The sequence below is a fragment of the Micromonospora sp. M71_S20 genome (assembly GCF_003664255.1).
Classification (GTDB): domain Bacteria; phylum Actinomycetota; class Actinomycetes; order Mycobacteriales; family Micromonosporaceae; genus Micromonospora.
In genome coordinates, this window is sequence record NZ_RCCV01000001.1 from 3,688,944 (window position 1) to 3,704,576 (window position 15,633).

Consider the following 15,633-nt stretch of genomic DNA (forward strand, 5'->3'; position numbering starts at 1 on the left):
GGAATCCGTACCAGGCGGGACCGTATCCGAACGTGACACCTGACACAAGTGGAGAATGTTTCCATTTGGTATCGGCCCAGGTCAGAGGCAAAACTGGGGTTGCCAGAAGGGCCAAAGTGGAGTTGGATCCGGTGTGACAACGATGCCACAATTGGGGGCCTGAGTGCCGGCCATCAGCCAGATCCTGCTCATCGGACATACCCACCACGACGTGGGCTACACCAACAGCCCGCGGCTGCTGGACGACCAGCACCGGCGCGTCGTCGCCGAGGTGCTGCGGCTCTGCGAGGCGGACCCGGAACCGGGCCCGGCCCAGTTCCGCTGGACGTTCGAGGTGGCCCGGCCGGTGCTGCGCCACCTCGCCGAGACCGGCGAGGCCGGGGCGGCTCGGCTGCGGCAGCTCGTGCACGAGGGCCGGATCGCCGTGACGGGTGGCTACCTCAACATGACCCAGTTGCCGTCCGATGCGGAGTTCGGGGCGGCGTACGACGCGGTCCAGGTGCTCCGGGCCGCCGGGCTGCCGGTGCGCACCGAGCAGCACGGCGACGTCAACGGCATCGCCTGGGGCACCGTCGAGGCGATGCGCCGGGCGGGGATGTCCCGGCTCGTGATGGCGCTCAACCCCGACCACGGCCGGGCACCGTACGAGCAGCCGACCGGGTTCTGGTGGGAGGGGCCCAGCGGCCAGCGGGTGTTCGTGTGGCTGTCCACGCACTACGGCATCGGCGAGGAGTGGGGGATCGTCGACGGCGACGTGGTCGCCGCGCAACGCCACATCGCGGCCTTCGTCGAGCGGCTGGCGGCGCGCCCGGACTACCCGTACGACGTCGCGGTGGTCCACGCGGCGAACGACAACCGTTGGCCGACGCCGTTGTTCCTCGACGTGGTGCGGCACTGGAACGCCGTGCCGGGCAACCCGCCGATGCGCACCGCGACCATCGACGAGGCCCTCGACCTGCTGGAGCCGCAGGCCAGCCGGGCGGACGTGCCGGTCGTCCGCGGCGAGTGGTCGGACTGGTGGTCGCACGGCCACGGCTCCACGGCCAGGGAGGTGGCCGTCTACCGGGAGGCCCGGTCGTTCGCCCGGGCGGCCCAGACGAGTCTGGGGCTGACCCTGCTCCGGGGGGACGGCGAACCGGCGCTCGCCCACGTGCTCGGCTACCGGCGCGGGCCGACCCGGCTGCGCGAGGAACACGAGGTGGTCGCCGACCTGGCCAGGGTGGACGAGGACCTGCTGCTGTTCGGCGAGCACACCTGGGGTTCCTGGGAGACGTACTCCAAGCCGCATTCCACCTTCAGCCACTCGCACTGGAACGCCAAGGCCGGATTCGCGTACCAGGCGTACGACCTCGCGCGTGACCTGGCCGTCGAGGGGATGTTCCGGCTCGCGGCGAGCGGCACGGACCCGGCCGGCGCGGCGCCCGCGCCGGCCGCGGGCGACGGGATCCTCGTGGTCAACCCGACCGAGCGGGACCGGACCGAGCCCGTCGAGGTCGAGCTGGACACCACCCGCCGGGCTCGGCTGGTCGCCCGGGCGCCGGCCTTCGGTGTGGCACTGCTGCCGACGCCCGGAGCGTCGACGGCGCGGACCGGCCGGGAGATCGCCAAGGGGCCGTACCGGGTGGTGGTCGATCCGGCGCGCGGTGGCGTGGTGTCCCTGGTCGACCGGCGCGACGGCCGGGAGCTGGTGGACCCCGCCGTGCCGCACGGGCTGGGCGCCGTGGTGATCGAGAGGATCCCCGTCGGCTGCGACCATCCGATGGTGGTGCGCTCGCCCAAGGACTTCCATCCGGACTTCCCGGGGCCGGACTTCGAGCGGTTGGTCGCCCGGGGCGAGGACGAACCGGCGATCGCCGAGTCGGCCGAGCTGGCCACCATCACGTGGCGGGTCACCCCGGCGGATCTCCCGGCGGCCACCGTGGCGCTCACGCTCTACCGCGACGCCGACGTCGTGGACCTCGACGTGCACCTGGTCAAGCCCGCGCGGCTGGAACCGGAGAGCATCTTCGTGGCGTTCCCGTTCGCGGTGCCCGACCCGGAGTTCCTGCTGGAGACCGCCGGCGCGGTGTACGCGGCCGGGACGGAACAGCTCCCGGACACCAGCAGGGACTGGCACTCGGTCCAGCACGCGGTCGGTGTGACCAACCGTGACCACGGCATCCTGTGGGGCAGCTTCGACGCGCCGCTCGTGCAGGTGGGCGGCTTCCACACCGGGCGGTGGGCGCGGACCCTCGCGGTGGCCGGTGGGCAGGTGAACAGCTGGCTGATGAACAACCTGCACTTCACCAACTTCCAGGCGAGCCAGGACGGCACCCGGCGGTACCGGTACCGGTTCGCCGCGCGCTCCGGCCCGGTGACCCGTGAGCAGGTCCGGGTGTACGGCCGGAACCTGCTGGAACCGTTGCAGGCGCGGCGGTACGCGGGGCCGGTCGGCGCGGCGGGCGGCAGCGGGCTCCGGGTGGAACCGGCGGACCGCCTGCTCGCCGAGGTCCGGCCGGCCGGCGATCAGGCGGTGCGGGTACGGCTGCGCAACATCGGCGCCGAACCGGTGGCGGCCACCGTCGAGTGGGCCGGCCCGGGGGTGACCGGCGGCGGTCCGGTGACCGTCGCCGGCCACGGGATCGCCGACGTGACGCTGCGCCGCGCCGACCCGCCGTCCTGACCCCCAACGACCCGGGCGTGGTCTTCGCTGACGGAGTCAGCGAAGACCACGCCCGGGTGTCACCACGCTCTCTCAGTCCCGCGCCGGCGTCAGCCGGAGCGTCACCACCTGGAACGGCGTCAGGGCGAAATCGACGGCGTCGCCCTCGACCGTGACCGGGGCCAGCGCGGCGACCGATTCGTCCGCCCGCTCCAGCAGGTCGACCACCCGGGCCCCGGCGAGGGCGAACGAGGCGCGCAGGCGGGCACGGGCGCGTCCGCCGAGCGACTCGTACAGCCGGACGATCACGTCGCCGGAGCGGTCGTCGGCCAGCTTCACCGCCTCCACCACGACGGCCGGGTCGCTGACCTCGATCAGCGGGTCCACCGGGTGCCCACCGGTGCGGCGGCGGACCGGCAGGTTGGCCCGGTAGCCCTCGCGTACCGCGTCCTCGATCTCCGCCCCGCAGACCAGCGCGTAGCCGAAGCGGTGCGCGCCCCGGTCGGTGTCCGGGTCGGGGTAGCGGGGGCCGCGGAGCAGGGACAGCCGTACGGTGGTCGGCTGCGCGCCCTGCGCGTCACCGGGCGGCCGGCGCGTCACGTCGTGGCCGTACGTGCCGTCGTTGACCAGCGCCACGCCGTATCCCGGTTCGCCGACGTGCAGCCACCGGTGCGCGCAGATCTCGAAGCGCGCCGCGTCCCACGAGGTGTTGGTGTGGGTGGGCCGCTGGAGGTGGCCGAACTGGATCTCCGAGCTGGAGTGCGTGGCCTGGACGTCGACGGGGAAGGCCACCTTGAGGAAGGTCTCCCGCTCGTGCCAGTCCACCTCGGTCTCGAACCGCAGCACGCGCTCCCCGGCGGCGAGGGACACCGTCTGCACGTACGCGGAGTTGCGGTCGGTGCGGCTGATCCGGACGCGGACGCACCGGGGATCGTCGGCCTGGACCGTCAGCTCGGTGACCTCGGTGAGGTCGTGGCGCCGGTTGCGGTAGAACTCGTCGACGTCCCAGGCGTCGAACTTGTTCGGCAGGTCCGGGTGCAGTTGCAGGACGTTGGCCGAGGTGCCGGCCGGCAGCACCTCCCGGTCGGCCACCAGGTCGCGGATGGCCGCGACGGTCCCGTCGGTGGCGATGCGCACCCGGAGCAGGCCGTTGTCCAGCACGGTGCCGTCCGGGCCCGTCCGCACCGACACCGCCGGGGCGTCGGCGTCGGACCCGGTGCCGTCCGCGGGGGTCGTCGCGATCCCGAGCGCCGGCACGCCGGGCCGCGTGTGCGGCGCGGCGTTGGCGACCAGCGGCACCGACCCCGGGCCGGTGAGCGCCGCGAGCGCCGCGTCGATCAGCGTCTCCAGCCGGTCGGCCAGTCTCGCGTACGTCTGCCGGGCCTCGCGGTGCACCCAGGCGATCGAGCTGCCCGGCAGGATGTCGTGGAACTGGAGCAGCAGGGTCTCCTGCCAGATGGCGTCCAGCTCGTCGTACGGGTACTCGTGGCCGGTCCGCGACGCCGCGGTGGCGCACCACAGCTCGGCCTCGCGCAGCAGGTGCTCGGTGTGCCGGTTGCCGCGCTTCATCGCCGACTGGCTGGTGTACGTGCCCCGGTGGTATTCGAGGTACATCTCGCCGTTCCACACGGGCGCGTCCGGATACTCGTGTTCCGCCTCGGCGAAGAACTCGGCCGGGGTGCGGATGGCCAGCCGGGGCGAGCCTTCGAGGTCGGCGACCCGCCGGGCGATCTCCAGCATCTCCCGGGTCGGCCCGCCGCCGCCGTTGCCGTAGCCGAACGGCAGCAGCGACACGGTGGAGCGCCCGTGCTCGGTGAAGTTGGCGACCCCGAACGCCAGCTCGCGACCGCTCAGCTCCGAGCTGTACGTCTCGGCCGGCGGGAAGTGGGTGAAGACCCGGCTCCCGTCGATGCCCTCCCACCAGAAGGTGTGGTGCGGGAAGCGGTTGGTCTGGTTCCAGGACATCTTCTGGCTGAGGAACCAGCGGAAGCCGGCGAGGCGGGCGAGCTGCGGCAGGGACCCTGAGTAGCCGAACGAGTCCGGCAGCCAGACCTCGCGTGGTTCGATGCCGAACTCGGCGGCGAAGAACCGCTTGCCCTGGGTGAACTGGCGCACCAGGGCCTCGCCGCCCGGCATGTTGGTGTCGGACTCCACCCACATGCCGCCGACCGGCAGGAACTGCCCGCTGGCCACCTTCTCCGCCACGCGGCGGTACACCTGCGGGTGGTGCTCGCGCAGCCAGGCGTACTGCTGGGCGGAGGAGCAGGCGAAGACGAGTTCGGGGTACTCGTCGGCGAGCGCCACGACGTTCGAGAAGGTGCGCGAGCACTTGCGGATGGTCTCGCGTACCGGCCAGAGCCAGGCCGAGTCGATGTGTGCGTGGCCGACGGCGGTGACCCGGTGGGCGCTCGGCGCCGCCGGGGAGGCGAGGACGCCGGCCAGCCGCTTGCGGGCGGCGGGCGCGCTGCCGGTGAGGTCGCCGAGGTCCAGTTCGTCGAGCATCAGCTCCAGGGCGCGACGGATCTCGTGGTGCCGCGGGTCGGTCACGGCCAGCTCCAGGGCGAGCTGGTGCAGCACCTGCACGTCCAGGACGAGCGCGTACACCTCCTCGTCCCGCATCGCCAGCTCCGCCCGGTCGAGCCGGTAGAGCGGCGTGTCGGGGGCGGTCTCCCGGTCACCGAGCTGCGTGACGGTGCCGTCGAAGCGGGGGTTCGCCGCGGCCTCGACGTACACCTCGACGCGCTCGCCGCCGGCCGCCTCCCGCGCCACCGGCACGTACGCAGTGCGTGGCTCGATGCCCTTGATCGGCGTGCCGTCCGCCGTGTACGCGAGGCCCTCCGAGCGGAAGCCGGGCCCGGCCCGTTCGAAGCCGAGGTCGACGATCAGTTCGACCCGCCCGCCGCGCATCCGCTCGGGCACCTCGCCGGTGAACCGGAACCAGGTGGTGCTCCAGGCGGGGCCCCAGAACTGGCCCACGGTGAACGGCGCGTAGGGCAGCGCCAGCCCGACGTCGGCGGGCACCGGCTCGCCGGGCAGGTGGGCCGCCTCGACGGTCACGGGTTCGACGTCGCGGTGGATCGCGGGGATCAACCGTTCGAGCAGCACCCGGTCGATCCGTTGGGTCAGGTTGGACAGAGAGCGATGCATCGGGAAGCTCCCGGGGGAGTGAGCGGCCGGACCGCTTGTGGGAACGAATCCACAGACGCAACCACACGCTTTTTGCTTGTGTCAATGCGTTCTGTCCGTCCGATCCCTGGCCCCGTAGGGGTACTTACGCTATCTTGGCGGCTCAATAGTGGTATCGATCCCAGAGCGCGAAGGATGTGCACGTCACGGTGACCGGCCCCCTGCCCGCTGCGGTCGCAGCCCTCATGCCACTGCGAAACACGGCCGGTCAGACGGTCGGCTCGGCGCCCGGGACGGTCGACGTCGTCTGGGCCGACGGCCGGACCGAACCGGCCGCCGACGGGCCGTTCACGGCCACCCTCGACTGGGCGCCGCCGTCGGCCACCGGGCGGCGCAACGTCCGGCTGACCGTCGAGTACCGGGGCGACGCGGTGGTGGACGCGGGAATCCGGTACCGGGTCGACCTCGCCGCCGACCCAGACCCGCCGTGGTGGCTGCTGCCCGGCGCGTTCTACGGCGAGAACCGGCCGGCGGACTGCCTGCGGGTGTATCCCCGGTTCGCCGTCGACGGCACCGACCACGCCGGCATGGTGAGCGACCACTGGGAGTTCCGGGCCGACCGGGCGGCCACCCCGGCGGTGTTCGGCTGGACCGGCGAGGGCGGCGTCGCCCTGGTCGCCGACGAGACCACCGCCCTCGGCATGACCGGGCTGGGGTTCGGGCACGACGCCGGTCGCGGCCGCGGCCACCTGCACCTGACGTTTCCGTTCCGGGAGGCGCCGGTCAGCTACGACGGATCCGCGGCACCGGGGCCCACCGAGGTCAGCACGTACACCTGGCGCCCGGGCGAGCGGGTGGAACTGGACCTCGCCGTCTACGCGCTGGACCGGGACCGGCACGGCTACGCGGCCGTGCTGCGCGAGGAGCACGCCCGCCAAGCCGCCGACGCCCCGCTGCGGCCCTGGGTCGACGTCACGCAGGCCGCCGAGCTGGCCGCCGAGGGGTTGCGCCGGTGGCACTACGCCGAGCCCGGCGTCCTGCTGGAGACCGTCGCGTTCGACCGGGGCATCAGCGGCCAGGACGGGCTGCCCGTGGACCGGCAGGCCATGCACGTGGGCTGGGTCAGCGGCATCCCGTGGGCGTACGCCCTGCTGGCCCACGGCCGGCGGGTCGGCGCGACGGCCGACGTCGCGGCCGCGGAGCGGGTCATCGACTTCTGCTGCGCCGAGCTGTCCCCGTCCGGCACCTTCTGGGGCGTCTGGTACCGCCACCGGGGCTGGTCGCAGAGCTGGTCACCGGTGCCGCACACGCTGCACTCGCGCACCCTCGCCGAGGCGACGCAGTTCCTCGTCCGGGCCCTGGAGCTCGACGGTGACCCGGGCGGCTCGCGGCCGGCGTGGATCCACGCGGTCCGGTCCAACCTCGACGCGGTCGTCGCCCGGCAGCGCCCGGACGGCAACCTCGGCTCGACCCACCACGCGCTGACCGGCGAGGTGCTCTCCTGGGCCGGCTGCGCGGGACTGGCCTGGGTGGGCGCGCTGGCCGAGGCCGCCCGCTGGGACGGGCCGGACGGCGCCGGGGGCGAGTACCTGGCCGCCGCCGTCCGGGCCGGGGAGTACTACGCGCCGTTCGTGGAGAGCGAGTTCCTGCACGGCGCGCCGGAGGACGTGGACCTGGCCCCCACCTCGGAGGACGGCTACGTCGCCGTGATGGCGTACCTGGCGCTGCACCGCCGCACCGGCGAGCGGCGCTGGCTGGACCTCGCCCGCCGCGCCGCCGACTGGACGCTGACCTTCCGGTACACGTACAACACCACGTTCCCGGCCGGCACCCTGCTGCACACCTACCGCTTCGCCACCCGGGGGGCCGACAACGCCTCGCCCTCCAACCAGCACCTGCACGCGTACGGGCTGATCTGCACGGCCGAGTTCGCGCAACTCTCCGCCGCCTGCGGCGACCCGCACTACGTCGAGCGTGCGCGCGAGGCGCTGGCCTGCTTCCGCCAGTTCGTCGCGCGCTTCGACGGCGACTTCAACGCGTACCGGGGGATGGTGAGCGAGCGGTACTACCAGACCGCCTGCTTCCAGCCCAAGGGCATGCTGCTGACGCTGTCGCACGCGTGGAGCGTGGGGGTGCTGCTGCTCGGCTGCGAGCAGGCGCTGGCCGACCCCACCCTCCTGGTCCCGCCCCGCTGACCCGCCCCGGACGCGCAGCGCGGAAGCGGGCCAGCGGGGGAGCGGTCCCGCGCGCCGGGACTCAGCCGCCCTCGCGACGGCGTTGGTTCGGGGCCAGCCGCTCGGCCGGCATCGTCGCGTCGGAGGACTCGCGGTCGGGCTCGGTGCTGCGCCGCCCGCCCGGCGCCGCCGGAATCGCCGACTCCGTGACCGACCCGGGCGACGCCTCGGCGAGGTCCCACTCGATGAGGTCGACCTCCCGGACGGCGCCCCCGTCGACCGGCACCCGGAAGGTGCGCAGCTGGCTGGGACCGAAGTCGGCCTCGATGACCCGCCCGAGCACCGGCAGGTCGATGCGGACCCGGGCGGGCCGGCCGGTGGTCTCCACCGCCCGGACGATCAGGTCCGGGGCTCCGCCGCCGTCCTCGTGGCCCTTCACGGCGGTCACCATCACCTGGTCACCGCCGTCGGACAGGTAGCTCTGCTGGGCGGGCAACGGACCCCGGTGGAAGCTCTCCAACATGGCCCGGACCGGCGCGCCCAGCTCGGCCGCCCGCCGGAACAGGCCGGCCTGCCGCCAGTCGCCCCCGTGCGGCACGAGCAGGTAGCGGAAGGACTGGATCCCCTGGTCCTGGTACGAGTAGAAGCCGTCCGGATCGAGCTGGCGCGGATCGTGCCAGGAGTAGACGGGGCTGCGCACGGCCGTGATGCCGATGCTCGGGGTGTCCCCGTCGGGATCGCCGGGCGAGACGTCGTACCCGTGCTTGGCGTTGTTGACCACCGCGAGCCCGGCGGACCGGCCGTCCAGCGTGCCGCTGACGTCCACCCACGACTGTGCGGGGTTCTCCCCGCCGTCGACCGGCTGCCCGATGGACCCGAACGGGATCTCGTAGGTGGCGACCGGGTCGCTCACGGCCGTCGGGAAGCAGAGCTTGAGCAGGTGGGCCTGCTCCCGCCAGTCGAGGGTCACCCGGACCTCGACGTGGTCGTCGCGGTGCCCGAGGATGAACTCCTCCACCATCGTGGAACGGTTCCACGCCCGCTCCACCCGCAGCCGGGCGCGCAGCGGCCCCGCCTCGCGCAGGGTGACGCGGCTGGTCCGCATGGGAGCACCGGGCCACCGGTACGAGACGACCCGGTGGCCCCAGGTGTCCGTCGGGTCCTGGCAGATCTGGGTGTGCTCGCCCCGGGCGCCGGCCACCAGGTCCACCCCGGTCCGCTTGTCGAGCAGCCCGCGCAGCCATCCGGTCTCCGGGTCGATCTCCACCCGGAGCAGGTCGTTCTCCAGGACCGTGTCGGTGGCCCGCAGGTTGCCCGCGGGCCGCTCACCGGCCCGCGTGTACGCCGGCGCGGCGCCGGACCGCAGCCGGTAGAGCCGGTAGCCCAGCGGCGGCAGCACCGCCTCGAACACTGTCGCCCCGCGTCCCTTGTCGTCGGTGGTGGCCACCGACTGGGTCCGCTGGGCGAGCGTCACGCGGTCGTCGGCGTCGACCACGTGCACCCCGGTGGGCTGCGTGCCGTACTGGAGTTCCACCTGCGCCGTCACCGGCCACGGATGGGGGTTGAAGACCAGGACGGGCTGGGTGCCCTCGACCAGCGGGATGTCGACGTGCCGGGCGATCACGTTGTGCGTACGCGTGATGATCCGCTTGGCGACCGCCACCGCCTCGCCGAGCTGGTCGCGGGCGTCGTCGTACGCGCTCTCGATCGCGGAGCCGGGCAGGACGTCGTGGAACTGGTTGAACAGGATCTGCCGCCACGCCCGGCCGAGGTCGTCGGTGGGGTAGTCCAGCCCGAACAGCGTCGAGCCGAGCACCGCCCACCGCTCCGCGGACAGGATCGCGGCCTGCGCGCGGCGCTGCCAGAGCTTGATCCCGGAATGCGCCGAGTAGCAGCCCGGGGCGTGCATCTGCAGGTCGTCCCGCCAGACCGGCAGCTTCGCCAGCCCTTCCTCGCCCTGGTTCTTGGCGAACTCGTCGAAGTAGCGGGCCGGCGAGGAGATGACCATCCGGCCGAACGAGCCCATCCGGTCGTAGCGGTGGATGGACTCGATGTTGGCCCGGGTGGGCCCGCCGCCGTGGTTCCCGACGCCGAAGTAGATCATCATGTCGCCCAGGCCGTGGTCGAGCACGCCGAGCGACTTGTCGGTCTGCCCCGCCACGTCACCCGGCGGGCTGCAGTACTCGAACGGGATCCGGTAGGCGAGCACGCGGGAACCGTCGGGCGACTCCCACCAGAAGGCGGTGCCGGTGAGGTTGGACTCGTGCGGGCCGGGCCGCAGGAAGCAGTACGCGTGCATGCCCTGGCCGCGCAGGATCTGCGGCAGCATGCCGTTGTGCCCGAACGGGTCGACGTTCATGCCGACCGTGGCGGTGACCCCGAACTTCTCCTTGAGATAGCGCTGGCCGTACAGCCCCTGCCGGACGAACGACTCGCCCGAGGGCATGTTGCAGTCCGGTTCCACCCACCAGCCGCCGACCATCTGCCAGCGGCCCTCGGCGACCCGTTCCCGGATCCGGGCGAACAGTTCGGGGTCGGACTCCTCCACCCAGCTCAGCAGCACCACCTGGTTGCAGGTGAACACGAAGTCCGGATACTCCTCCATCCGGTGGATCGCCGACCAGAAGGTGGCCCGGGTCTCCTGGTAGCCCTCCTGCCACGGCCACAGCCAGACCGGATCGAGGTGGGCGTTGCCGATCATGTGCAGGGTGCGTTGCGGCGTCGCCGCCGGGCGGCGCGCGGGGTGCAGGCCGGGCGGCTGGTCGCCGGAGGGGGCGTTGGCGACCGGCGCCGTCGGGCGTCCGGTGGTGGCGTCCGCCGCCGGCCGCTGCCGGGGCGGCTGCGCCGTCGGGCCCGACGGCGGTGCCGATGGCGTGGTGCCGGTGCGGGTGCCGTCGCGGTGGTCGGGCTCGGTCACGCCGTGGGCTCCTCGCCGGCGGCCCACGCGTCGACCATCTCGCTGATCACGTGCAACATCAGGGTGTGCATCTCCTGGATCCGCTGGGTGCTCTTGCTGGGCACGAGCAGGGCGTGGTCGGCGTGGATCCGGGCCGGACCGCCGTCGCCGCCGGCGAACAGCACCGTCGTGGCGCCGCCGGCCTGCCCGGCGGCGAGGGCCGCCACGACGTTGGGGGACCGCCCCGAGGTGGTGAAGGCGATGACCACGTCGTCCGGGCGGGCGAGCGCGCGCACCTGGCGGGAGAAGACGTCCTCGTACGAGTAGTCGTTGGCGATGCAGGTCATCACGCTGGCGTCGGTGCTCAGGGTCACCGCGGGCAGTGGCCTGCGGTCGCGTTTGTAGTGGCCGATGAGCTCGCCGGCGAGGTGCTGCGCGTCCGCGGCGCTGCCTCCGTTGCCGAGGGTGTAGACGACGCCGCCGCGGGCGAGCCGGTCGCAGACGAGCTCGCCCACCGTCCGGATGTCGTCGGCCAGCGTGGTGGTCGCCTCGGCGACGGCCACGTGGTCGTCCAGTTGGGTCTTCAACCAGTCAGACATGGGCTCGCTCCACTCGCAGGTTCCGGGTCAGCCCGCCGGCCAGATCGGCCTCGGCGAGCAGGTCGTGGCCGATGGCTCCGGCGCCCACCACGCAGACCAGGTCGCCGAGTTCGGCCGGGACGACGCGGGCGGCGCGGGCCGCCGGCGCCATGGCCTCCCGCGCCACGAGGGCGCGGACCGGGTCGATCAGCATGGCTCCGGCCCGGGTGACGCCGCCGCCCAGCACCACCATGTCGGGTTCGAACACGTTCACGAGGTCGGTGACCGCCGCGCCGAGCAGGTCGACGGTCTCGGCCCACACCCGCACGGCCAGCGGGTCGCCGGCGGCGGCCGCCGCCGAGACGTCCGCGGCGGTCACCGTGGGCAGCGCCGACATCGACGAGGCCGCGCCACCGGCCAGGGCCTCGCGGGCGCGCTGGGCGATCGACGTGCCGGAGGCGTACGCCTCGACGCAGCCCCGTCGTCCGCAGCCGCATCGCCGGCCGCCACGGTGCACGGTCAGGTGCCCGAACTCCCCGCCGTTGCCCGCGGCGCCGCGGTGCGGGCTGCCGTTGATGACGGCGCCGCCGCCGACTCCGGTCGAGACGGTCAGGTAGAGCATGGTGGTGGTGCCCCGGCCGGCGCCGAACCGGTACTCGGCGATGGCGCCGACGGTCGCGTCGTTCTGCAGCGCGAACGGCACCCCGAACGCGTCCGCCGCGAGCGGCCCGATGGGCACGTCCGTCCAGCCGGGCAGGTGCGGTGGGGACAGCAGCCTGCCGGACGGCGCGTCCAACGGTCCGCCGCAGGCGATGCCCACCGCCCGGACGGGGCCGACGCCGGCGAGTTCGACGGCGCGGCGGCCCATCTCGAAGAGCCGCCGTGTCACGACGCGCCAGCCGTCCTCCCGGCGGGTGGGCTCCACCACCAGGCCGTGGCTGGAGCCGTCGGCCGTCACCACGCCCACGGCCAGCTTCGTGCCGCCGATGTCGAGGGCCAGAACCGGGCCCGGGCTGCCGGCGGGCGGCAGGGCGAACGGGTCAGGGTCGGTCATGGGAGTCCTCTCGGTCGGCCCCGGAGAGTGGTGCAGCGGGATGCCCGCAGGTCCCCGGGGCGGGCCGTCCGAAGGGCGGGCGGTCTATGGGATCGATCCCAGACAGAGCCTATGAGTGTGCCCGGACGCCGTCAAGACAGGGCGCCCGGGCACGTGCCGGGTGATCGGGTTGGCCCCGTCGGGCCGCGGGTCAGCGTGCGGGGGGCGGGGCCGTCGAGCCGCGGGAGGTGACCGTGGCCGAGAGCAGCACGGTGCGCACCGGCGCGTGCGGCGACTGGATGCGCTCGAAGAGCTGGGAGATGGCCGCCTCGCCGAGGGCCACCGGATCCTGCGCCACGGCGGTCACCCCGGGCTGGACCAGGCTCATCCACGAGACGTCGTCGAACGACACCAGGCTGAGCTGATCGGGGATGGTGAGGTTGAGTTCGGTCGCGGCCCGCCACACGGCCTCGGCCAGGACGTTGTTGGCGGCGAACACTGCGGTCGGTGGCTCCGGCCGGCTGAGCAGCTTGTGTGCCTCGATCCGGGCGGCGTCGACGTCCCAGCCGGCGCTGACCACCAGCGAGTCGTCGAACGGCACGCCGGCCGCCGCGAACGCCGCCCGGTAGCCGGCGAGCCGGTCCCGGCCGGTGGTCCAGTGCATCTCGTCGATCACCATCGCGATGCGCCGGTGGCCGAGGTCCAGCAGGTGCGAGGTGACCTGCCGGGCGGCACTGCTGTTGTCGACCATGACGGCGTCGCAGGCGCCCAGCGAGAACTGGCGGTCCACCTCCACCACCGGGATCCGCTGCCGCGCCAGGTAGGTGCTGATCTCCGCCGACACGGGGGTGACGATGACACCGGCCACCCGCAGGGCCACGAACGCCTCGGCCGCCTCCGCCTCGACCTCCGGGGAACCGCCGTCGTCGGCCAGCATCATCGTGTACTGCCGCTTGCGGGCCTGCTGGCTGATGCCGGCCGCGAGCCCGGCGTAGAACGGGTTGTTCAGGTCCGACACCAGCACGCCGATCGACTGGCTGGCCTGCTGCCGCAGGTGCCGGGCGGTCGCGTCGGGCACGTAGCCGAGGCTGCGGGCGACCTCCCGGACCCGGTCGCGCACCGCCGGTGCGACGTACCCGCGACCGGTCAACGCCCGGGAGGCGGTCGACCGGGACACCCCTGCCGTCTCGGCGACCTCCCTGATGGTAGGCCGACGTGCCGGAGGAAACCCGTCGGGCACTGTCAGCCCACTCTTCATTCGGCCACCCGTCCCGCTTCCGTCACGTCGACCCAGCTTCTGTCACGTCCACCAGTGCCTCCGCGTGCTGACCCAGGCGGAGATCGCCGATGCTCACATCGGCGGCCATCCGGGCCCGTCGTCGCGCCGGCCCTGTCATCGTCACCTCGACCTCTATCTCCCCCTGCCCGAGCGGGGGCAACGAGATCGCCGCGACGTCCGGCACAGCGACCCAGCCTACCGGCAGCACAAGACATACCACGGCTTTCTCGACGGAGGGTCGTGGGTTGCTCACGCTGACGACGAAGCGGGCGACCGTGCCAGTCTGCGCCCGCGAGTAGTACGGCGCAATTCGGGCGAGTACGCCGTCCGCGACGACCTCGCCCTCGTCCAGCGGCAGCAGGTCCTGGTGGATGCGGACGAGGTCGTCGCCCGCCTCGGTCAACAGCTCAAGGTAGTCGTCGGTGACCCAGCGCGGCGCCCAGTGCCCGGAGACCATCAGCCCCGGGCCGACCCGGCGGTACAGCTCGGCGCTCGCCCGGTAGTCGCCGATGCGGAAGCGGTTGCGGTACTGGTAGTTCAGGACCTCGCGGGGGCCGCCCCGCACTCCCGAGCCGACCTGTTGGTCGCTGGTGACCAGCACGGTCACTCCGTCCACCACGAACTCGTACGCCGCCGCGTAGAGGGTGTGGCCGGGCAGTTCGTGGACCATGATCTCGTACTCGTGCCAGGTGAAGCTCTCGCCCAGCGGGAGCCGCCGGTCCACCGGGATCGGGTCGTACCAGGTGCACGGCAGGTCCTGGACCATGGGTTCCTCGAGGATCCCGGCCACGTTCTCCGGCGCCCAGATCTCGGTGCCCGCCACGTCCCGCAGCAGGTTCATCCCGGCCACGTGGTCGTCGTGGTAGTGGGTCGGCAGGGCCACCTCGATCGACGTGACGCCGTGGTTGCGCCGCAGTGCCGGCAGGGAGGCCAGCCAGGGGCGGCGCGACGCCCGGTCGGTGCCCGAGGGCAGGCCGGTGGTCAGGTCGTAGCCGTAGTCGATCACGAGCGCCGCGCCCGTCTGCGACAGCAGGACGTAGCTGCACGAGTTGCTGGTCCGGTTCAGCAACAGGTGCTCGGTGAGCGCGGTGAACGGGTTGTCCAGCCGGTCGCGCAGGTCCCAGGGGTACGGGCGGCGTGAGTCGACGTACTGGCCCATCCGGGTGGCGAGCAGGCCCAGGGCCGCCCGCGGCTCGTCCATCGGCTCGCCGTGCGAGGGCAGCAACAGGTCGAGGTCGCGCTCCATGAGCTGGTAGCAGCTCAGCACCGTCATCGCCGGGCCCTCGTTGTCGGTGTACGACCACTGCGTGGCGGCCAGCGACCAGACCTTTCCGGGGGCGTAGACCAGGTCGCCGGTGAACGCGAGGCGACGGCCGTCGCGCTCGACGAGGTAGGTCACCGACCCGGTGGTGTGGCCGGGCGTGGGCACCACCTCGACGGTGGTTCCGGCGTACGTGCGGCGCCGGTACTCGGGCACCACGTCGTGCACCGGTACCGACTCCAGTAGCGAGAACCTGTCCTGCCGCAGGTTGTAGTCGTTGTGGAGGGTGCGCGCCTGCCACATCCCCTCCACGTCGGCGAACAGGTCCCGCTCGACCGGCGGCACGTGGATCCGGATTCCCGCGGCCACCGCCAGCGGCAGGCCCTGCCCCTGGTCGCGGTGATGGTGGGTCATCAGGACGTCGGTGATCCGGTCGATCCCCATCTCGGCCAGGTGATCGAGCGCGAGACCGGAGCCGAAGTCGATGGCGAAGGCGGTGCGCGGGGCCGGGGCGCCGCCCTGGCCGGTCACGCCGTCCGGTCCCTCGGACCCTTCCGGCGAACGCACCACGTAGACGTTGCAGGTGTCCCTTACCCGGAAGATGCCGGGCGCAATCTCCGATACGCGCGACGCGGTCATGTGCGG

At 73.1% G+C, this 15,633-nt stretch carries 8 protein-coding genes; 2 read left to right on the top strand and 6 right to left on the bottom strand.

Annotation, left to right across the window (positions count from 1 at the left end; translation table 11 throughout):
* Positions 1-163 precede the first annotated feature (163 nt).
* Positions 164-2,662: a hypothetical protein gene (locus DER29_RS15830; RefSeq protein WP_121398027.1), complete on the top strand. Its 2,499-nt coding sequence runs from the start codon at positions 164-166 to the stop codon at positions 2,660-2,662.
* 72 nt (positions 2,663-2,734) lie between these two features.
* Here DER29_RS15830 and DER29_RS15835 read toward each other — a convergent pair whose 3' ends face one another.
* A complete protein-coding gene (locus DER29_RS15835) occupies positions 2,735-5,788 on the bottom strand; it encodes a glycoside hydrolase family 38 C-terminal domain-containing protein (protein ID WP_121398028.1) in 3,054 nt (1,017 codons plus the stop codon).
* A gap of 224 nt (positions 5,789-6,012) precedes the next feature.
* Between DER29_RS15835 and DER29_RS15840 the strand changes: the two genes are divergently transcribed.
* On the top strand, positions 6,013-7,962 hold the full coding sequence (locus DER29_RS15840; protein WP_148710063.1) for a hypothetical protein: 1,950 nt from the start codon (positions 6,013-6,015) through the stop codon (positions 7,960-7,962).
* 61 nt (positions 7,963-8,023) lie between these two features.
* On the opposite strand, the gene DER29_RS15845 is transcribed toward DER29_RS15840, so the two are convergent.
* The 5 genes from DER29_RS15845 to DER29_RS15865 all read right to left on the bottom strand — a co-directional run bounded on the left by DER29_RS15845 (position 8,024) and on the right by DER29_RS15865 (position 15,627).
* Entirely contained in the window at positions 8,024-10,858 is a 2,835-nt protein-coding gene (locus DER29_RS15845; RefSeq protein WP_199729320.1) for an alpha-mannosidase, read from the bottom strand.
* Positions 10,855-11,436, bottom strand: coding sequence for an SIS domain-containing protein (locus DER29_RS15850; protein ID WP_121398030.1), 582 nt, complete (start codon positions 11,434-11,436; stop codon positions 10,855-10,857). The genes DER29_RS15845 and DER29_RS15850 overlap by 4 nt, the downstream gene beginning before the upstream one ends.
* Complete coding sequence (locus DER29_RS15855) at positions 11,429-12,469, bottom strand: ROK family protein (protein WP_121398031.1); 1,041 nt, start codon at positions 12,467-12,469, stop codon at positions 11,429-11,431. The genes DER29_RS15850 and DER29_RS15855 overlap by 8 nt, the downstream gene beginning before the upstream one ends.
* Before the next feature lie 190 nt (positions 12,470-12,659).
* Complete coding sequence (locus DER29_RS15860) at positions 12,660-13,706, bottom strand: LacI family DNA-binding transcriptional regulator (protein ID WP_121398032.1); 1,047 nt, start codon at positions 13,704-13,706, stop codon at positions 12,660-12,662.
* 22 nt (positions 13,707-13,728) lie between these two features.
* The gene (locus DER29_RS15865; protein WP_121398033.1) at positions 13,729-15,627 is read right to left on the bottom strand and encodes an MBL fold metallo-hydrolase; all 1,899 of its coding nucleotides are present in this window, start codon (positions 15,625-15,627) and stop codon (positions 13,729-13,731) included.
* Positions 15,628-15,633 lie beyond the last annotated feature (6 nt).

Excerpts from the sequence above, each read along its gene's own strand:
- DER29_RS15835 (WP_121398028.1), bottom strand. The coding sequence starts at position 5,788 with ATGCATCGCTCTCTGTCCAACCTGACCCAACGGATCGACCGGGTGCTG.
- DER29_RS15840 (WP_148710063.1), top strand. The coding sequence starts at position 6,013 with ATGCCACTGCGAAACACGGCCGGTCAGACGGTCGGCTCGGCGCCCGGG.
- DER29_RS15850 (WP_121398030.1), bottom strand. The coding sequence starts at position 11,436 with ATGTCTGACTGGTTGAAGACCCAACTGGACGACCACGTGGCCGTCGCC.
- DER29_RS15855 (WP_121398031.1), bottom strand. The coding sequence starts at position 12,469 with ATGACCGACCCTGACCCGTTCGCCCTGCCGCCCGCCGGCAGCCCGGGC.
- DER29_RS15860 (WP_121398032.1), bottom strand. The coding sequence starts at position 13,706 with ATGAAGAGTGGGCTGACAGTGCCCGACGGGTTTCCTCCGGCACGTCGG.
- DER29_RS15865 (WP_121398033.1), bottom strand. The coding sequence starts at position 15,627 with ATGACCGCGTCGCGCGTATCGGAGATTGCGCCCGGCATCTTCCGGGTA.